Below are 17201 nucleotides of genomic sequence, written 5' to 3'. Positions count from 1 at the left end.
GATCAGTGGTCCAGCTTGCGCTCAGCCTTGTCGGCCTGCCGGTTGATCGCCTCGGCCTGGCGCTCGGTGTCCTTGATCGAGGTGGGCGTGAGCACCTTGTCGATGGTTTCGGTCTTCGGGTTCGGATGCTCCAGCGTGCGGCCTTTGACGGGTTTTTCCGCGCCCTTCTGCGCTTGCTCGGAACTGATCGGATCAGGGGTTTTATCGGCAGTCATGCTCGGTCTCCAGGCTTTTTTTAATGCTCGCAATAAAGGCGAGCCCTTATGCAGCAGAGCCCGCCCCCTTTCGATAGTTCAAGGAAACTGCCCCGTACAACCGTCCAGCCCATCAACCCAAATTAATTTAAACCTTTAGCCCCTGGCCTTGATCAACTCTCCCATATCCACCCATAAACCCAGCCATCAGGAGACTCTCGATCATGAGCTCACCCCTTAGCGGCAAGAAGATTCTGGTCATCACCTCCAACACCGGTATCGAGCGCGATGAACTGCTCAAGCCCCTGGAGGCATTGCGCGGCTACGGCGCGACCGTGACCCACGGTTCCAGCAAGGGCGGCACCACGCAGACGTTCGTCGGCGATACAGAGAAAGACAAAACCGTAGAGTCCGACGTGGCGCTGTCGGATGTGTTGAGCAGCGATTTCGACGCCCTGGTCATCCCGGGTGGCACCGTCAACGCCGACACCCTGCGCCAGGACGCCGGCGCGTTGAAGTTGATCAACGATTTCGTCAAGGCCGGCAAGACCGTGGCAGCGATTTGCCATGGGCCGTGGACGTTGATCGACGCCGGCGTGATCCAGGGCAAGACGCTGACCTCGTATAAAAGCGTGCGCATCGACTTGGAAAATGCCGGAGCTGCGGGCTGGGTCGACGCCGAGGTCAAGGCATGCAAGGCCAATGGCTGGACCTTGATCACCTCGCGCACACCCGATGACCTGCCCGCGTTCAATGACGCGATTGCCAAGGCGATTGCTGGATAACGCCAAACCCTTGAATGAAAACAGGCGCCTCAAGGGCGCCTGTTCTGCTTCAGCTTCTACGTTAGCTTCTACGTTGCTCAGGCATCTCGCGTTTAGGCCCGAACATCGCCCAGGCGATCAGCCCGAACAGCGGCACAAAGATCAAGATCACCAGCCAGAAACCCTTGCTTTCCCAGCCCCCGGTACTGCGCAACACGGTACTGATCGCCCACAACTCCACCAGCACCAGAACCACGGCCAGGCCGATCCAGATGTATTCAGTTTGCATGCTTCACCTCCTAGGTCGTATGCGTTAGGTCAAGCCGATGCGCCAAGGGTTCATTAAAATTGCGCAGCCATCGCAGCGTGATGCTGACTGCTCAGGGCACCGGCAACCAACCGCTGAATTCACCCCGTGCGTTCAGCGGGCTCCAGGCGAAGTCCAGGGTAGAAGCGGGTAATGCCTGCTGTTGCGCGGCGCTGATCGGCGGGCCTTTCCAATCGAAGAGAGTGGCGCCTTGCCAGGCCAGGACCAGACCCCGGGCCTGGCTGGTGTCCAGGCTGATCCAGCACGCTGCTGCGGCCGCCATGAACGCCTCGATCGGCTCCTCATTGATTTGCGCACGGTATGGGGAGCCCAGCAGCCAGCGCGCCACATTCAGGTGGTAGGTCCAATCCAGTGGCGGCTGCTTGCGATAGGCCCAGGTCATGAAGCTGCGGAACAGGTTCAAGCCCTCGGGCGGGTCGAGTTTGAGCAGCGTCGGGCAGATGTCGAACAAGCTGTGCCAATGAGGCAGCAGGCGTGCATCCAGGTGCACGAAGCAACGGGAATTACTCGGGTAGTGCGCCAACAACGGTTCCGTACGCAGGGGTTGCGCAAGCGGGCGACGGGACGCCTTGCTGACCAGGCGACTGGCGCCTGCAGGCAATAGAGGGGTCATCAGATGGACTCACAGTCGTGACGATAGAACGCCTCCTGATCACAGGAAGCCCAAGGCAAACGTCAGGCTGCGGGAGAAGCGCGGGGGTTGGCCGAAGGCCAGGAATAACGCGGCGGCGCCTTGTTGCGCCGCTCATGGGCCGGGCCCGGGGTTTGCTGAAGGCTCAGCAGCCAGGCCAGGCCGATAAGAAACACGATGGCCACGGTGACCGCGTTGCACACCGGGCAGGCAAAGTAGTTCGAGATGTTGCTGGACGACGGAGTGCCCAACCCTTTATCGGAAAGTGGCGCCTGGCTACCGTCCACCGAACAGAACGCGCCGCCGATACCGTTGAGCTGCTGGCCCAGCATCTGCCCATGGCCCAAACCGCACACGAACACGTTCATCAGCACGCAGAAGTACAGGGTCCAGGCGATCAGCGAACGGTCGGGATGGCTCAGTTTCATGGCGGCGACTCTACCACCGAAGCCGTAAAAGGATGAAGCGCGACGCGCCCCTGTGGCAGAACGTCGCAGATTACGCAGGCAGGCCTGGGTTGGTAGACTGTGCGCCCTCCTCGTTTCTACGTTTCAATGCCTTTTCAAAGCCTGATGTGTAGATCCAGAGCCATGCAGGCGCTTCACAGGATGCACAGTTGATGAGTACGTTATTCACCCGCCGCAAAGTGCTGACCGGTATGGGCCTGTTGGGCCTGGGCAGCCTGCTGGGCGGCTGTGACTACAGCCCCAAGCTGAACTTCAAGTACGGCAAGGACCTCAGTGACAAGATCATGGGCCGCACCTTCAAGCTTAAGAACACCGACGGCGAAACCGTCACCCTGAGCTCGTTCCGTGGCCTGATGCCGGTGGTGTTCTTCGGTTTCACCCAGTGCCCGGCCGTATGCCCCACCACTCTGGCGCGTGCCGCCCAGGCCAAGAAGCTGATGGGCCGCGACGGCGAGATCATGCAGGTGGTGTTCATCACCCTTGACCCCGAGCGTGACACACCGCAACTGCTCGACCGCTACGTGAAAGCCTTCGACCCCAGCTTCGAAGCGCTGTACGGCACCCCGGAAGAAATCGCCGTGGCCGCCAAGGAATTCGGGATCTTCTATGAAAAGATCCCGGCCGGGGACACCTACACGCTGTCCCACACTTCGACCAGTTTCGTCTTCGACACCCGCGGCAACCTGCGCCTGGGCCTGTCGGCATCCCTTACCGCTAAAGAGTGCGCAGAAGACCTGCTCACCGTCATGGAGGTCTGCTAATGACTGCCGTTCAACACCTCAAACGCGTTGCCTTCGGCCTGACCCTGCTGGGCCTTGCCGCCCACGCCAGCGCCCAGGTACAAGTCAGCGATGCCTGGGTACGCGCCACAGTGCCGGGCCAGCCGTCCAGCGGCGCGTTCATGACCCTCACCGCCGACAGCGACAGCCAGTTGCTCAGCGTGGCGTCGCCGGTGGCCAAGGACGTACAGATCCATGAAATGAGCATGAAGGACGACGTGATGAAAATGGGCCCGGTAGACTCGGTCGCCCTGCCCGCCGGCAAAGCCGTCAAGCTCGACCCGGACGGCTACCACGTGATGCTGATGGGCCTCACCGGCCAGATCAAAGAAGGCGACCAGGTGCCGCTGACCCTGACCGTCAAGGACGCCAAGGGCGAGAAACAGTCCATCGAAGTGAAAGCAGCGGTCCGTGCCCTGAACGGCATGGACCACAGCAAGATGCACTGACTGTAGTGAGCGGGCTCGCCCTAATGCCAGTCAGTTAAGGATTAACGCGGTCAATGTGGGAGGGGGCTTGCTCCCGATGGACTGCGTAGCAGGCCCATTTTTGAGGCCGCTGCGCGGCCTATCGGGAGCAAGCCCCCTCCCACAATTTATTCATCGCCCGCTTTATCGCTTAACTGACTGGCATTAGGGCTTGCCGCGCGCTGGGCGGCGTAGCCGCCCCAATAAGAACGCCACAGTATTTTCAGTGAACCCGAGGTGCCTGGGGTTAGGGCCGCTTCGCAGCCCAGCGCGGGGCGAGCCCGCTCACTACAGATCAGTCGACGATGAAGAGTTTGGCGCCAATGGCCGTCGAGGAGCGATGGCCCTCCATGTCATTGCCCACCTGATAACTCATCCCGGCCGTCAGAATGAACCGGCGGCCATCTTCCAGCTCCGTGTGCAACTCGCCTTCAAGGCACAACAGCACATGCCCTCTCCAGCACCAATGATCCGCCAGGTAACCGGGCGTGTACTCCACCAGACGCACGCGGGTGGTGCCGAAATGGCAAGTACGCCATAAGGCATTGCCGGTAACGCCAGGATGGGTTGTGGGTTCGAGGGTGGCCCAATCCGTGGTGCCAAACGGGACAGCGGTAAGATCCATGGGACACTCGGTCGTCAGTTAGCGTGGCATGAAACTACCGGGCCGAGGCCGTTGGCGATAGACACAGATCCGACGGGTTTGCGGGATACAGGTGCCTTCGCTTGTCAGGCAATCAAGTGCGGGGGTTCTGCAGGGTTCAAACCGCAGCCAGCCGCTTCACCATCGGCACACACGCCAGCGTCAGCCCCGACGGCGAGTGATAGACCGCCTGCTCCTCACCCACATATCCGTTGGCGCGATAGAAGCTTGCCGCGTTCAGCGTGGCGTCCAGCACCACTTCTTCAATCGCCAATGCCCGCGCCACGCTTTCCAGATGATCGAGCATTGCCTTGCCGTACCCGCGGCCGGTGAAGGCCGGCAGTACAAACAACGCGCCGACTTCATTGTTGGCAAGGTCGAGCATGCCGGTGGCGACAGGCTGACCGTTCACCCACCCCAGGTAAAACGGTTTTTCCATCAGGGCGTTATAACCGTCGCTTGCGCAACCTCGGGTCCAGAGCGCCATTTGCTCAGCACTGTAGGCACCGATGCATTGACCGCGAATGGCCTCGCGGCGAATCTCAAACGCGCGGTCAGCATCGTCTGGCGTGGCTCGTCGTATCTCCAACCGTACTGCCTCCTTCCATGACTTCAAATTGCCACTAGCCCATTTGTGCTAATCGACCCTGCCGGCCCCCGGCGCTATATTCCCCGGCACTTCCAACGCTCCGCCAACACCGTGCCTCCAGGGCGCGAGGGCTCGTTGCGCGTTGGAAAAGCCATAACAACCCCAAGGAAGATCCATCATGAAACTCCACGCTCCCCTGACCCGCCTCGCCCTGCTCGGTACGTTGATTATCGGTGTGGCCGGTTGCAGCAATATCAAGCCCACCGAAGACCATCTCAAGACGCTGTCTGAAACCAACCTGGGTGAGCCGGTCAAGCGTATCTCCAATGTGCGCAATGATTCCATGACGACCTATTACATCGCCAGCACCGCCAGCGGTGATTACAACTGCTCCGTGCCCAGCGGTGCCAGCGGCGGCATGTTCGCCGTGGCCAGCTTCGGCATGATGAAGCCGGCCGCTTACTGCCAGCCCAAAGGGGCTCGCGGCAATGGCTTGGTGCCGTTCAACTGATCACCGCCTGCTGGCTAAGGTCGCGCAGGGCGCCGCGCAGTTCCGCGGGGCGTACCGGCTTGGACAGAATCGCGATCTGGCGGTCGTGCAACGCGGCCTGGATTTTCTCCACATCGTGCCCGGTGAGGATCAGCGCCGGGACCTCCCAGCCGCGTTGCGCCCGCAAGGCGTCGATGCACTCGATACCGGTGGCATGATTGCCCAGGTCGTAGTCGGCGACGATGATGTCGCAATCGCTGACCAGATCGCGCCCTGACAGTTCGGCCTGTACCTCGCAGCCCCAGCGCTCCAGCAGCGCCTGGGTCGCGAGCAGCACGTTCTGGTCATCTTCCACAAGGCACACTTTCAAACCGGTCAGCAGACCGACCTGTCGCGCATCATCACGGGGTGCCGGGGTCGGCGGTGCGGTCGCCAGGGTCAGGCCGTACAGGCTCACGGAGGTGCCATGGCCCACCCGCGAACGCAGGTTCACCTGCACGCCCATCAGTTGCCCCAGGCGCTTGACGATGGACAGCCCCAGGCCCACGCCTTCGACGTCCTTGTCCCGGCGGTAGCGCACCCGGTAAAACTCCTCGAAGACCTTGGACAGATGCTCCTCGGCAATCCCCCGGCCCCGATCATGAATCTCCACCGCCAAGCCACCTTGACGAATGCGCACGCCGATCAGCACTGGCCGATGCGCGCCGTATTTGAAGCAGTTGGACAGCACGTTCTGCACCATCGTGGCCAACAGCGCAGGGTCTACCAATACCCAGTGAGCACACGGCCGCAAGCGCAGTTCCACGCCGGCCCAACGCGCGGCCTCGGCATTCTGGCGCACCAGGTCGGCCAGAAAATCGCCCAGGTTCACCGGCTGGTACTTGGGCAGCAGGCGGCCGTTGTCGAGGGTGTAAAGGTCGAGAATCGAACGGAACAATTGCGAGACGTTGAGCAGCGAACGGTCGATGTTATCCACCAGCCGCCGCTCTTCATCGCCCAGGCGCGCTTCACGCAGGCACGCGGTGAACAGGCCGATGGAGTGGATCGGCTGGCGCAAGTCGTGACTGGCCTGGGCGAGGAAGCGGGATTTTTCCAGGTTGGCGGCGATGGCCTGTTCAGATGCCTTGCGCGTGCGCTCGAGCAGGATATGCGCGTACACCGGGATCACGGTGCTGGTGATCATCAGCATCAGCACCATGAAGGGTTGCGCCTGCCACACAGGCGTAAGCCGATACACGATCAGCAGCGCCAGCAACGCCAATGCCGTGGCGATCGCCAGGTAGCGCGAGCCATAGCGCATGCCATTGCCCAGGTTGACCCACACCATCACCGCATACAGCGGCAGCGCCGCCTCGCCCCCCACCACCATGCCGAACGAGGTGCCGGTGTAGTCATGCACCATGCCGAAGATCCGCCGCGCCGGGTAATGCCCGGGCCAGCGCACGATGACCTGGCGCAAGGCGATGGATGCCAGCAGGAACACAAGGATGTAGAGAATGACCGGCAGGTAGGTGTCCACCGACTGCCCGGGCAGGAAGCCCAGCGCGCCGATGTACACGATAGCGATGCTGGCAACCACAATTCGCAGGTTGGCCTGGTCGAGTTCGGAGTTGGTCTCATGACTCATGCACTACGTCCTTGTCGTCACGTTCAGCGTATCAAGGGGGCTGAGCGGGCATCCCGCCCGGTGGTAAAGTAACATGCCTCAGCAACGTCGTGCCCCAGGAAGGAGCCCACCATGACAGGCCGGATCATCATTGCCGACGACCACCCGATGTTTCGCGAAGGCATGGCGCGCACGGTACAACGGCTGCTGCCCGGCGCCGTGATCCAGGAAGCCGGCGACCTGGACGCGGTGCAAGCCTTGCTGCTGGATCCCGGCGAGGTCGATACGTTGATCCTCGACCTGCGCTTCCCCGGCCTGACCTGCATGAGCCAACTGGCCAAGCTGCGCCAGCAACTGCGCCGCACCACCCTGGTGGTGGTGTCGATGGTGGATGACCGTGAGTTGATCGAACAGGTCATGGCGCTGGGCGTCGACGGTTTTATCGGCAAGAACATTGCCCCGGATGAAATCGGCCAGGCGTTGCTGGCGATCCGCGAAGGCGAAGTGCTTGTCAAGTTCGCCCCCTCCGGCCTGCTGCCGCTGGACACCCACACCCTCACCCCGCGCCAGCAGGAAGTGCTGCGCCTGATCGCCCAGGGCAAGACCAACAAGGAAATCGCCAAAGCCCTGGCTATCTCGCCGTTTACCGTGCGCATTCATGTGTCGTCGGTGCTGCGCGCACTGGATGTGCCGTCGCGTGCGGCCGCAGCGGTGAAGTATTCGGGGGAGTTCTAGGCGCTTGGCGATGCACAGTCGCGCCCACCGGCTGCATCCGATATTTATGCTCAATTCCCAGCTTAATAATATTTTATTAAAAACCGCCCTCCCCCTAGCCTTGAAGTCATGCCCAAGCTGAATCCAACTGCATTACGCAAGGACAGACACATGACTCAAGCAATAACAACAATAGACACGCTGGTGGTGGGAGCCGGTCAAGCCGGCGTCGCCATGAGCGAGCACCTGAGCAAGCAAGGCGTGCCGCATCTGGTGCTGGAGCGCAGCCGTATTGCCGAGCGCTGGCGCACCGGGCGTTGGGACTCGTTGGTGGCCAACGGGCCGGCCTGGCATGACCGTTTTCCCGGGCTGGAATTTGATGACGTGGCCGCCGACGGCTTCGCCCCGAAAGAACGCGTTGCCGCCTACTTCGAAGCCTATGCCCGCAAGTTCAATGCGCCGATACGCACCGGTGTCGACGTGCTTTCTGTGGTGCGCAATGTGGGCCGCCCCGGCTTCACCGTGCACACCAGCGAAGGGGTGATCGAAGCCAACCGCGTGGTGGCGGCGACCGGGCCGTTCCAGAAGCCGGTGATTCCGGCGATTGCGCCCAAGGACACCGAGCTGCATCAGATCCATTCCGCCGACTACCGCAACCCTGCGCAACTGCCGGCAGGCGCCGTGCTGGTGGTGGGGGCCGGTTCGTCCGGCGTGCAGATCGCCGATGAATTGCAACGCTCCGGGCGCCAGGTGTACCTGTCGGTCGGCGCTCACGACCGCCCGCCGCGTGCCTATCGCAAGCGTGATTTCTGCTGGTGGCTGGGGGTGTTGGGCGAGTGGGACCAGGCGGCGATGAAACCCGGCCGCGAGCACGTGACCATTGCCGTCAGCGGCGCCCACGGCGGCAAGACCATCGACTTTCGCGAGCTGGCCCAGCAAGGCATGACCCTGGTCGGCCTGACCCAGTCCTTCGACGGCAACGTCGCCCGCTTCCAGGCCAACCTGGTGGAGAACCTGGCACGTGGTGATGAGAACTACCTGGCCCTGTTGGATGCGGCAGACGCCTACATCGAGCGCAACGGCCTCGACCTGCCGGAGGAGCCCGAAGCCCGCCGCGTGTTCCCCGACGCCGAGTGCATCCAGCAGCCGATCCTGGAACTGGACCTGGCCAAGGCCGGCATCACCTCGATCATCTGGGCCACCGGGTTTGCCGTGGACTATAGCTGGTTGAAAGTCGACGCGTTCGACGCCGCCGGCAAGCCGCAACACCAGCGCGGCGTGGCCAGTGAGCCGGGCATCTACTTCCTCGGTTTGCCGTGGCAATCGCGTCGGGGTTCGTCGTTCATCTGGGGGGTGTGGCACGACGCCAAATACGTGGCCGACCACATCGCCATCCAGCGCCAATACCTTGAATACCGCGAAGCCGCCTCGGTGGCTCGCCCGTCCCCTGTCAGCGCCTGATCACTTTTTGCCGGAGTCTTTTTGATGCCTACTCACACTCGCATCCGCATGTTCAACACCAAGCAAACCTACCCCAACCAGAGCCTGGACAACGACCTGTGCCAGGCCGTGCGCGCCGGCAACACCGTGTATGTGCGCGGCCAGGTGGGCACGGATTTCGAAGGCAACCTGATCGGCCTCGGCGACCCGCGTGCCCAGGCCGAGCAAGCCATGCGTAACGTCAAGCAGTTGCTCGAGGAGGCGGGCTCCGACCTGTCGCATATCGTCAAGACCACCACCTACCTGATCGATCCGCGCTACCGCGAACCGGTGTACCAGGAAGTCGGCAAGTGGCTCAAAGGGGTGTTCCCGATTTCCACCGGGTTGGTGGTGTCGGCCCTGGGTCAGCCACAGTGGTTGATGGAAATTGACGTGATCGCGGTTATCCCAGAGTAAGGAGGCAACCCATGACCTTTTCCATCGTCGCCCGCTGCGCGGACACCGGCCAGCTGGGGATCGCCATCAGTTCCTCGAGCATCGCCGTAGGCGCCCGTTGCCCATGGCTGCGGCCCGGTGTCGGCGCCGTATCGACCCAGAACATCACCCTGCCGGCCCTCGGCCCGGACGTACTCGACCTGCTGGAACAGGGCCTCGCACCGGCCGACGCCCTCGACAAGGCCCTGACGAGCAACGGCTACAGCCAGTACCGGCAACTGACGGCGATTGATCACCTGGGGCGCAGCGTACATTTCAGCGGCAGCGAAACCCTCGGCACGCACAATGCCGTGTCAGGCGAACAGTGTGTGGCGGCGGGCAATATGCTCGCCGACCGCGGTGTGATCGAGGCGATGGTCAAGGCCTTTGAACAAAGCGAAGGTCAATTGGCGGACCGGTTGCTGGCGGCGATGCACGCGGCCATCGCCGCCGGTGGCGAAGCCGGTCCGGTGCATTCCGCTGCGCTGGTGGTGGTGGGTGAGCTGACCTGGCCGATCATCAACCTGCGCGTGGACTGGGCCGATGAAGCGCCCATCGTTGAGCTGCAAAAACTCTGGGACGCGTACCGCCCGCAGGTGCAGGACTACATCGACCGTGCGCTCGCCCCTGATCGCTCACCCGGCTACGGCGTGGCCGGAGACGACCGATGAGCCACAGCCGCGCATTGCTGCAAACGCTGGTGGGGTTCGACACCACCAGCCGCGAATCCAACCTGCAGTTGATCGAGTACGTACGCGATTACCTGGCCGGTTTTGGCGTGGCCAGTGAGTTGATCTACAACGACGAACGCAGCAAGGCCAACCTGTTCGCCAGCATCGGCCCGGTGGAACTGCCGGGGATTGTGCTGTCGGGGCATACCGACGTGGTGCCGGTGGATGGCCAACCCTGGAGCGTGCCGGCGTTTGCGCTGACCGAACGCGACGGCAAGCTGTTTGGCCGGGGCACGGCCGACATGAAGGGCTATATCGCTTGCGTGCTGGCGCTGGTTCCGGCGCTGGTCAAGGCGACACTGCGCAGGCCGGTGCACATCGCCCTGTCGTATGACGAAGAGGTCGGTTGCCTGGGCGTGCGCTCGCTGCTGACGGTGCTGGAGCAGCGGCCGGTCAAACCGATGTTGTGCATCATCGGCGAACCGACGGAACTGAAACCGGTGCTCGGTCACAAGGGCAAGCTGGCCATGCGCTGTGATGTGCACGGCGAAGCCTGTCATTCGGCGTATGCGCCCTACGGCGTGAATGCCATCGAACATGCCGCCGACCTGATTGGCGAACTGGGACGCATCGGGCAACGCCTGCGCGAGCAACAAGACCCAAGGTTTGATCCGCCCTTCAGCACCGTGCAGGCCGGTTTGATCAGCGGCGGCAAGGCGCTGAATATCGTACCGGCCGACTGCCAGTTTGACTTTGAGGTTCGCGCACTGCCCTCCCAGGATCCGGCCGAGGTCGCACAAGCCCTGCAAGCCTACGCCAGGCAACAGGTGCTGCCACGCATGCAAGCGGTGAGCGCGCAGAGTGACATCCGGTTTACCGCGCTGTCGGCTTATCCGGGGCTGGTCACCGATGAGCGCAGCCAGGCCGCGGAGTTGATTGCCGCGTTTTGCGGTTCACGGGCCTTCGGTACCGTGGCGTTTGGTACCGAAGGCGGGTTGTTTGATGCCGTGGGCATTCCCACCGTGGTGTGCGGGCCTGGGAGCATGGACCAGGGGCATAAGCCGGATGAATTCGTGAGCCTGGAACAACTGGCGGGCTGCGACGCAATGCTGCAACGGATGCTGGACTCGATCCGCGCTTGAGCCGGACACAGCCCTCACCGCCCTTCCCGGCCTGACACATTCGAACAGGCCCTGGCGCCGGATATTGCCTACTACGTTGTGGCTGTCCGGCGCTTTCGCTGTAAAAACTTATCCTCCTGCAAAGATGAAATGTTCCGCCACATTTGGTGAGTTATCGCCTGGAACCGAAGGAACTTAAAGACCACCCATGAAGGCAGTCAAACTTGACTGGTTATACCCTGATCGACTTACAGGTACTTATCATGAGTAGTATTTCATCTTCGCTGTCCGCTCCACGGCTGGATACAGATGCCCAAGTACGTGCCGTGCGCTCAAGTGAAGTGCACCCTCAATCAACCTCCCGCCAATTCACCGTACACAAAGAAGACCATGCCGACGCCGTGAACTTTTTTAACGATGCCGCAAACTGGAACCGGGTCACAGTCAAACAGGAAGCCGATCAGTCGTTCGTAGCTGACTTCGGCGATGGGCGGGAAACCTACCATACAGTCAAATTCAGCTTCGTACCGGACCAGGCGGACGGCACCTTCAGCCCTGATTATTTGAAAAGAATGGAAGGAGCAAACCGAATGTTTGAAGGCCGAATGAGAAGTGCGGGTATTGCCAACTATGCCGCTGTCCAGTAATGCTCTAGCTATCTAAAAATCGCTAAACCCAATATCAAAAACTTCAACTTGCAGATCTTTGATCTGCCATTTGGCCACAGATCCCTTTTATTTAAATTTCGCTTCATCAACTCTCAACACAGCCACGGGTATTATATGAACAACATTCAATCCTCCCTGTATTCAAACACCCTTCAAGCGGCGCCGGAAGCATTGCGCATGCGCCCCGAACCCAACACGCCGGACAAAGAATCCAACCGCATCACCGTAAGAAAAGAAGACTACTCGAGGGTCATCGATCTGCTCTCTGAAGCCGCCAGGCGCCACGGTACCCAAGTGACCATTGACCAGCCGGAGTCGAGCAACCTGGATTATGGCAATAAGCCAATCGAATCAGAGACCTTCACCTTCAGCTTCCACCCTGACCAAGCCGATGGCACCTATAGCCCCAACTATCTGGAAAGCGTGAACAAAACCAACCAGTTGTTTGAAGACTGGATGCGCGTGGAATGCATCAGGAACTACGCGCCTGAATAAAGACTAGTTTTGTTGATCGTTCCCGCGCCTGGCGCGAGAACGATCCTGTCAGCCAAGCAGCCGCGCCAGTTCCTCGCGGCAGTAATCAACAAACAATTGCACCGGCTTGGTCAACGGCGCCCGCCGCAGCCATACCGCCGACAGGCCCGACCCGGTGACCGTCTCGGCCAACGGCACACACACCACCTTCTGCCCGTCATAGGCGTACTCCGAATACGGCTTGGTCACCAGGATCGAAAAGCCGAACCCCCTGCCCACCATGCCCCTCACCATCTCGATCGATGGTGAGCTGAACACGATATTCGGCGTCAGCCCCCGTTCTTCAAAGATGCTCACGAAGTAGGTCCGACTCGGTAGCACATCCAGCAAAATCATCGGCTCCAGCACCAGGTCCGCCAATGACACCTTGGCCTGCTGCGCAAAGCGGTGATCGGCCGGCAACAAGGCATACGGCTGTTGCGGCGGCATCAATGGCGTCGTCTCGATGGTGCCGCCCAGGTCATGCTCGAACAGCATCGCCATATCGATACTGCCCGCCGTCAACGCCTGCACCAGCTCTTGTTGTTCGCCGTCGCGAATACGGATTTCCACCCCCGGCCAACGCGCCTTGAAACCTGCGATCAAGCGCGGCAGATACAACGGCGCCACGGTCTCAAAGCAGCCGATATCGATCTGTCCCGCCACTACGTCATTGTCCGCCAGGGCGTTCTGCTCGAACTCGTGGGCCACCCGCAACAGCTCCAGCGCCTTGCGATAAAACCGCGCGCCGCTGGGTGTAAGCGACACACCCTGCGCGTGATGGCGGATAAACAGTTGCACGCCAAAGCTGTCTTCCAACTGCTTGATGGCGGTGGACACCGACGGTTGCGCGATATACAGCTTGCGCGAGGCCTCGGCGACGCTGCCGCATTCTGCCGTGGTTACAAAATATCTGAGCTGGCGCAGGTTGTAAGCAGCCATCAGAACCTCCAGAAACGTGGGATTTCGCCCCAAACAAGTGCGTGAAAATCGACTTTTTTACGAGGATTCAAGTGCATGCAACATACCGGAGCAGAATCCGCCGCGAGCTATATTTTTTAAGGTCTATAGCAACAAACTTACTAATTTACCTCCCTGCGCCCATTGCAGATGATCCCTCCAACAACAAAGAAAGCGCCTCTCCGTGCGGCGCACAGCGAAGTACGTCAACGTACTCACCTTGCCTTGGAGCTCGTCATGGTCACCACCGCAACATCCTCCGCCCCGCTTATCGAAAAACACACGATTGGATACGTGCCCCCGGAAGATCGCCACGGAAAGGTAAGAGACCTGTTCACCCTGTGGTTCGGCGGCAACATCGCGCCGTTGCCGATCGTCACGGGTGCACTCGGCGTACAACTGTTTCACCTGAACCTGCTGTGGGGCATTGTCGCCATCCTAGTCGGCCACTTGGTCGGCGGCGTGTTGATGGCCTTGCATTCGGCCCAGGGCCCGCAGATGGGCATCCCGCAAATGATCCAGAGCCGCGCCCAGTTCGGTTCGCTCGGCGCATTGCTGGTGGTGGTAATTGCCGGCGTCATGTACGTCGGCTTCTTCGCCTCCAACATCGTGCTGGCGGGCAAGTCCCTGCACGGCGTGGTCGACAGCGTACCGGTGCCGGTGGGCATCGTGATCGGCGCGATTGGCTCCGGCGTCATCGGCATTATCGGCTACCGCTTCATCCACGTGCTCAACCGCATCGGCACCTGGGTACTCGGCGCCGGCATCGTGCTGGGCTTCGGCTACATCTTCACCCATGTGCAGACCGCAGACTTTCTGACCCGTGGTGAATTCAACCTGTCCGGCTGGCTGGCGACCGTGTCGCTGGCGGCGCTTTGGCAAATCGCCTTTGCCCCCTATGTATCGGACTACTCCCGCTACCTGCCGGCCGACGTGCCGGTGGCGTCGACCTTCTGGACCACCTACCTGGGCTCTGCGCTGGGCTCCAGCCTGGCCTTCATTTTCGGCGCCGTGGCCGTGCTCGCCACCCCGGTGGGCATGGACACCATGGACGCCGTCAAGCTCGCCACCGGAGCCATTGGCCCATTGATGCTGGTGCTGTTCCTGCTCAGCGTCATCAGCCACAACGCCCTCAACCTGTACGGCGCGGTGCTGTCGATCATCACCCTGGTGCAGACCTTCACTTACCGCTGGATACCGACCGCCAAAAGCCGCGCGGTGATCTCGGTGCTGGTGCTGGCCGCGTGTGCGATTGCCGCCGTGTTCGCCTCCAAAGACTTCATCGGCCACTTCGTCGACATGGTGCTGGTATTGCTGGTGGTGCTGGTGCCGTGGACGGCGATCAACCTGATCGACTTCTATGCGATCCACAAGGGCAAGTACGACATTGCCTCGATCTTCCGCGTGGACGGCGGCATCTACGGCAAGTACAACCCACAGGCGCTACTGGCCTATGCGGTAGGCATCGTGGTGCAGATTCCGTTCATGAACACGCCGCTGTACGTGGGCCCGATTTCCGAGCACATCAATGGCGCGGACCTGTCCTGGGTGGTGGGCTTGCTGGTGACGTCGCCGCTGTACTTCTGGCTGGCGAGCCGGGACAGCGCGTACAAGCGCCGCATGGAGGGGGGCAAGTTGGTCGGCGGGATCTGACGTGCGCAGGCTTGGCGAGAGGTCACCTGTCGCCAAGCCTGCTTACACCTCATTCAAAAAAACCGCGTCACACTACAAAGCGATTGACCAACTGATTCAGGTTGATCGCCAGTTTTGACATTTCACCGCAGGCACTCGCGGTCTGGCTGGCACCCGCAGCACTCTGGGTGGCCAACTCGCGAATACTGACCAGGTTGCGGTCAACTTCACGCGCAACATGCGACTGCTCTTCGGAGGCTGTCGCGATCAGCAGGTTACGTTCGTTGATCTGCACAATCGCCGTGGAAATCTGATCCAGCGAAGTACTGGCCTCTTGCGCCACACCCAGTGATTCAGTCGCCAGGTCCCGGCTCGTGTTCATCGCCTTCACTGCCAGGTCCGATTCACTCTGGATGCCGGCGATCATTTGCTCGATTTCCTGGGTCGACACCTGGGTGCGATGGGCCAAAGCCCTGACTTCGTCAGCCACCACCGCAAAACCACGACCTTGCTCACCGGCGCGTGCCGCCTCGATCGCGGCGTTCAACGCCAACAGGTTGGTCTGCTCGGCAATCGCCCGAATCACATCCACCACTTTGGTGATGCTCTGCGCACGATCCGACAACCCCTGAATCTGTTCGCTGGTGTTTTCAACGTTACCGTTGAGCTTCTGGATCGACTGCAGCGTCTGCGCCACACGTGCCAGACCGACCTCGGTATAGCCCTGGGTACGCTTGGACTCCTCGGAAGCCGACTCCGCGTTGCGAGCGACCTCATCCACCGCCGCGCTCATTTCGGTGACCGCCGTGGCCGCCTGATTGACCTCATCATTCTGCGCCACCAGGCCCCGGCTCGACTCTTCCGTGACCGCCGTCATCTCCTCAGACGCCGAGGCCAATTGAGTAGACGAATCGGAAATCTGCATGATGGTACTGCGCAGGTTCGCCTGCATCTGCGCAAGCGCCTTCAACAAACGCCCGGCCTCATCCGTGCCGCTGACCAAAACCTCCTTGGACAGATCACTGCCGGCGATACGCTCCGCGACCGTCAAGGCATCATTGATCGGCGAGGTAATGCTTCGGGTCAGCAACAGCGCCAACCCCACCGTCAGCACGATAACCCCGGCAATCAGCCCCACGATCAGCCAAAACCCGTTGTTATAGACACTGGTGGAATACAACCCCGCCTCCGCTGCGCCATCATTGTTGAAGGTGGTCAACGCATTGATCTGCGTCTCCATCGCATCAGTCAGGGGCCGAATGCCACTTTTCACCAGGCCGGCCGCTCCCTCCAGGTCGCCCCGGCGCATCAATGGCTCGAGCAGATCCAGTTGGCGGATGTACGCTTCGGCGCTGGTTTTCACCGCCGTGTATAACGAGCGCTCTTTATCGCCCCCTACCAGAGGCTCGTAATTCGCCACGGCTTCGGTGAACGCCTTACGGTAACCCGGGAAGGCTTCAAGAGTTTTTTGAATGGACGTGGGGTCAGCCAGACCCCGCTGCGTTTCAAGCCTCAAACGCAGGACCGTGCTGTTCATCAACGCCGTTTGTCGGACGCTGGCCATCCAGTTGAGTTCGACGTCCTTTTCGGAGTCCTTCAGCTTGCCCATCTGCATGACTGCGAATACGCCCTGCACAAAGACCAGCGCAATGATTAACGCGAAAAAAAGCGCAGCGCGTGGGGCTACGTTGAGATTTCTGAGGCGCATGCGGGATACCTGTTTTTCGAGGGGGGTGGAGGCGTTCAATACTGTATCGACTTGGGGGGGGAAAGTTTGAGGGTGGTGGGTGGTCGGTTAACGAGCTTGTAGAAACCTTTGCTTAGCGCTGGATTTATTGTGCGAGAGGCTGGGCGGTGATCTCGGTTACGGTGGTGGCGTGTGCGATGGGCAAGGGGGAAATGGTGGCAGTTGAAAAGCGGTGAAAGACTTAGGCGGCTATCGGCCAATAGCAGGCACTCGCAAGTGTCCGTTATCGACCCAAAGCTGACGGTCGGATTGGCTCAGATTCAAATTGAGCAAGCCGGCCGCTCACCCAACCTCTCTACCAAC

Annotated in this window: 21 protein-coding genes; 12 read left to right on the top strand and 9 right to left on the bottom strand. The window is 60.9% G+C overall.

Going from position 1 to position 17201, the window contains the following annotated elements:
• Positions 1 to 2 precede the first annotated feature (2 nt).
• Entirely contained in the window at positions 3 to 215 is a 213-nt protein-coding gene (locus DK870_RS23105; RefSeq protein WP_161549771.1) for a hypothetical protein, read from the bottom strand.
• Positions 216 to 418: 203 nt separating this feature from the next.
• On the opposite strand from DK870_RS23105, the gene DK870_RS23100 reads away from it, so the two are divergent.
• Positions 419 to 979, top strand: coding sequence for a type 1 glutamine amidotransferase domain-containing protein (locus DK870_RS23100; RefSeq protein WP_060752526.1), 561 nt, complete (start codon positions 419 to 421; stop codon positions 977 to 979).
• Positions 980 to 1040: 61 nt separating this feature from the next.
• Here the strand turns inward: DK870_RS23100 and DK870_RS23095 are convergent, their stop codons facing one another.
• The 3 genes from DK870_RS23095 to DK870_RS23085 form a co-directional block, all read right to left on the bottom strand.
• A complete protein-coding gene (locus DK870_RS23095; protein WP_060752525.1) occupies positions 1041 to 1247 on the bottom strand; it encodes a PLD nuclease N-terminal domain-containing protein in 207 nt (68 codons plus the stop codon).
• A gap of 91 nt (positions 1248 to 1338) precedes the next feature.
• Positions 1339 to 1899: a putative natural product biosynthesis protein gene (locus DK870_RS23090; protein ID WP_161549770.1), complete on the bottom strand. Its 561-nt coding sequence runs from the start codon at positions 1897 to 1899 to the stop codon at positions 1339 to 1341.
• A gap of 62 nt (positions 1900 to 1961) precedes the next feature.
• Positions 1962 to 2345, bottom strand: coding sequence for a DUF2946 domain-containing protein (locus tag DK870_RS23085; RefSeq protein WP_060752523.1), 384 nt, complete (start codon positions 2343 to 2345; stop codon positions 1962 to 1964).
• Between the two features lie 191 nt (positions 2346 to 2536).
• Between DK870_RS23085 and DK870_RS23080 the strand changes: the two genes are divergently transcribed.
• Positions 2537 to 3145 (top strand): SCO family protein, encoded by a 609-nt coding sequence (locus DK870_RS23080; RefSeq protein WP_060752522.1) that lies wholly within the window; start codon positions 2537 to 2539, stop codon positions 3143 to 3145.
• A complete protein-coding gene (locus tag DK870_RS23075) occupies positions 3145 to 3612 on the top strand; it encodes a copper chaperone PCu(A)C (RefSeq protein ID WP_060752521.1) in 468 nt (155 codons plus the stop codon). Before DK870_RS23080 ends, DK870_RS23075 begins: the two co-directional genes overlap by 1 nt.
• 313 nt (positions 3613 to 3925) lie before the next feature.
• On the opposite strand, the gene DK870_RS23070 is transcribed toward DK870_RS23075, so the two are convergent.
• Both DK870_RS23070 and DK870_RS23065 read right to left on the bottom strand, forming a co-directional pair.
• A complete protein-coding gene (locus tag DK870_RS23070; protein ID WP_090370508.1) occupies positions 3926 to 4255 on the bottom strand; it encodes a DHCW motif cupin fold protein in 330 nt (109 codons plus the stop codon).
• Positions 4256 to 4391: 136 nt separating this feature from the next.
• On the bottom strand, positions 4392 to 4862 hold the full coding sequence (locus DK870_RS23065) for a GNAT family N-acetyltransferase (RefSeq protein ID WP_161549769.1): 471 nt from the start codon (positions 4860 to 4862) through the stop codon (positions 4392 to 4394).
• A 178-nt stretch (positions 4863 to 5040) separates the two neighbouring features.
• Here DK870_RS23065 and DK870_RS23060 point away from each other — a divergent pair, with 178 nt between their 5' ends.
• Positions 5041 to 5373: a hypothetical protein gene (locus DK870_RS23060; RefSeq protein ID WP_060752518.1), complete on the top strand. Its 333-nt coding sequence runs from the start codon at positions 5041 to 5043 to the stop codon at positions 5371 to 5373.
• On the opposite strand, the gene DK870_RS23055 is transcribed toward DK870_RS23060, so the two are convergent.
• Positions 5366 to 6979 (bottom strand): hybrid sensor histidine kinase/response regulator, encoded by a 1614-nt coding sequence (locus tag DK870_RS23055; protein WP_161549768.1) that lies wholly within the window; start codon positions 6977 to 6979, stop codon positions 5366 to 5368. The two genes, DK870_RS23060 and DK870_RS23055, sit on opposite strands and share 8 nt — an antisense overlap.
• A gap of 111 nt (positions 6980 to 7090) precedes the next feature.
• Between DK870_RS23055 and DK870_RS23050 the strand changes: the two genes are divergently transcribed.
• The 7 genes from DK870_RS23050 to DK870_RS23020 all read left to right on the top strand — a co-directional run bounded on the left by DK870_RS23050 (position 7091) and on the right by DK870_RS23020 (position 12541).
• Positions 7091 to 7693, top strand: coding sequence for a response regulator transcription factor (locus tag DK870_RS23050; RefSeq protein ID WP_161549767.1), 603 nt, complete (start codon positions 7091 to 7093; stop codon positions 7691 to 7693).
• A gap of 108 nt (positions 7694 to 7801) precedes the next feature.
• On the top strand, positions 7802 to 9133 hold the full coding sequence (locus tag DK870_RS23045) for a flavin-containing monooxygenase (protein WP_372241696.1): 1332 nt from the start codon (positions 7802 to 7804) through the stop codon (positions 9131 to 9133).
• 24 nt (positions 9134 to 9157) lie between these two features.
• Positions 9158 to 9568, top strand: a complete 411-nt coding sequence (locus DK870_RS23040) for a RidA family protein (protein WP_060752514.1) — start codon at positions 9158 to 9160, stop codon at positions 9566 to 9568.
• An 11-nt stretch (positions 9569 to 9579) separates the two neighbouring features.
• A complete protein-coding gene (locus DK870_RS23035; protein ID WP_104994037.1) occupies positions 9580 to 10257 on the top strand; it encodes a DUF1028 domain-containing protein in 678 nt (225 codons plus the stop codon).
• On the top strand, positions 10254 to 11399 hold the full coding sequence (gene argE / locus DK870_RS23030; protein ID WP_161549765.1) for an acetylornithine deacetylase: 1146 nt from the start codon (positions 10254 to 10256) through the stop codon (positions 11397 to 11399). Before DK870_RS23035 ends, argE begins: the two co-directional genes overlap by 4 nt.
• A gap of 203 nt (positions 11400 to 11602) precedes the next feature.
• The gene (locus tag DK870_RS23025; RefSeq protein ID WP_161549764.1) at positions 11603 to 12025 is read left to right on the top strand and encodes a hypothetical protein; all 423 of its coding nucleotides are present in this window, start codon (positions 11603 to 11605) and stop codon (positions 12023 to 12025) included.
• A gap of 135 nt (positions 12026 to 12160) precedes the next feature.
• Positions 12161 to 12541, top strand: coding sequence for a hypothetical protein (locus tag DK870_RS23020; RefSeq protein ID WP_161549763.1), 381 nt, complete (start codon positions 12161 to 12163; stop codon positions 12539 to 12541).
• 48 nt (positions 12542 to 12589) lie between these two features.
• Here the strand turns inward: DK870_RS23020 and DK870_RS23015 are convergent, their stop codons facing one another.
• Complete coding sequence (locus DK870_RS23015) at positions 12590 to 13501, bottom strand: LysR substrate-binding domain-containing protein (RefSeq protein WP_060752510.1); 912 nt, start codon at positions 13499 to 13501, stop codon at positions 12590 to 12592.
• 255 nt (positions 13502 to 13756) lie between these two features.
• On the opposite strand from DK870_RS23015, the gene DK870_RS23010 reads away from it, so the two are divergent.
• Entirely contained in the window at positions 13757 to 15172 is a 1416-nt protein-coding gene (locus DK870_RS23010; protein WP_161549762.1) for a cytosine permease, read from the top strand.
• A gap of 67 nt (positions 15173 to 15239) precedes the next feature.
• Here the strand turns inward: DK870_RS23010 and DK870_RS23005 are convergent, their stop codons facing one another.
• Entirely contained in the window at positions 15240 to 16796 is a 1557-nt protein-coding gene (locus DK870_RS23005; protein ID WP_372241701.1) for a methyl-accepting chemotaxis protein, read from the bottom strand.
• Positions 16797 to 17201 lie beyond the last annotated feature (405 nt).

Source organism: Pseudomonas sp. Q1, from assembly GCF_009935975.1.
Lineage (GTDB): Bacteria > Pseudomonadota > Gammaproteobacteria > Pseudomonadales > Pseudomonadaceae > Aquipseudomonas > Aquipseudomonas palleroniana.
The sequence above is the reverse complement of the archived record's forward strand: the minus strand, read 5'-3'. Positions and strand labels throughout refer to the sequence as shown.

Excerpts from the sequence above, each read along its gene's own strand:
- DK870_RS23105 (WP_161549771.1), bottom strand. The coding sequence starts at position 215 with ATGACTGCCGATAAAACCCCTGATCCGATCAGTTCCGAGCAAGCGCAG.
- DK870_RS23100 (WP_060752526.1), top strand. The coding sequence starts at position 419 with ATGAGCTCACCCCTTAGCGGCAAGAAGATTCTGGTCATCACCTCCAAC.
- DK870_RS23095 (WP_060752525.1), bottom strand. The coding sequence starts at position 1,247 with ATGCAAACTGAATACATCTGGATCGGCCTGGCCGTGGTTCTGGTGCTG.
- DK870_RS23090 (WP_161549770.1), bottom strand. The coding sequence starts at position 1,899 with ATGACCCCTCTATTGCCTGCAGGCGCCAGTCGCCTGGTCAGCAAGGCG.
- DK870_RS23085 (WP_060752523.1), bottom strand. The coding sequence starts at position 2,345 with ATGAAACTGAGCCATCCCGACCGTTCGCTGATCGCCTGGACCCTGTAC.
- DK870_RS23080 (WP_060752522.1), top strand. The coding sequence starts at position 2,537 with ATGAGTACGTTATTCACCCGCCGCAAAGTGCTGACCGGTATGGGCCTG.
- DK870_RS23075 (WP_060752521.1), top strand. The coding sequence starts at position 3,145 with ATGACTGCCGTTCAACACCTCAAACGCGTTGCCTTCGGCCTGACCCTG.
- DK870_RS23070 (WP_090370508.1), bottom strand. The coding sequence starts at position 4,255 with ATGGATCTTACCGCTGTCCCGTTTGGCACCACGGATTGGGCCACCCTC.
- DK870_RS23060 (WP_060752518.1), top strand. The coding sequence starts at position 5,041 with ATGAAACTCCACGCTCCCCTGACCCGCCTCGCCCTGCTCGGTACGTTG.
- DK870_RS23055 (WP_161549768.1), bottom strand. The coding sequence starts at position 6,979 with ATGAGTCATGAGACCAACTCCGAACTCGACCAGGCCAACCTGCGAATT.
- DK870_RS23050 (WP_161549767.1), top strand. The coding sequence starts at position 7,091 with ATGACAGGCCGGATCATCATTGCCGACGACCACCCGATGTTTCGCGAA.
- DK870_RS23045 (WP_372241696.1), top strand. The coding sequence starts at position 7,802 with ATGCCCAAGCTGAATCCAACTGCATTACGCAAGGACAGACACATGACT.
- DK870_RS23040 (WP_060752514.1), top strand. The coding sequence starts at position 9,158 with ATGCCTACTCACACTCGCATCCGCATGTTCAACACCAAGCAAACCTAC.
- DK870_RS23035 (WP_104994037.1), top strand. The coding sequence starts at position 9,580 with ATGACCTTTTCCATCGTCGCCCGCTGCGCGGACACCGGCCAGCTGGGG.
- argE (WP_161549765.1), top strand. The coding sequence starts at position 10,254 with ATGAGCCACAGCCGCGCATTGCTGCAAACGCTGGTGGGGTTCGACACC.
- DK870_RS23020 (WP_161549763.1), top strand. The coding sequence starts at position 12,161 with ATGAACAACATTCAATCCTCCCTGTATTCAAACACCCTTCAAGCGGCG.
- DK870_RS23015 (WP_060752510.1), bottom strand. The coding sequence starts at position 13,501 with ATGGCTGCTTACAACCTGCGCCAGCTCAGATATTTTGTAACCACGGCA.
- DK870_RS23010 (WP_161549762.1), top strand. The coding sequence starts at position 13,757 with ATGGTCACCACCGCAACATCCTCCGCCCCGCTTATCGAAAAACACACG.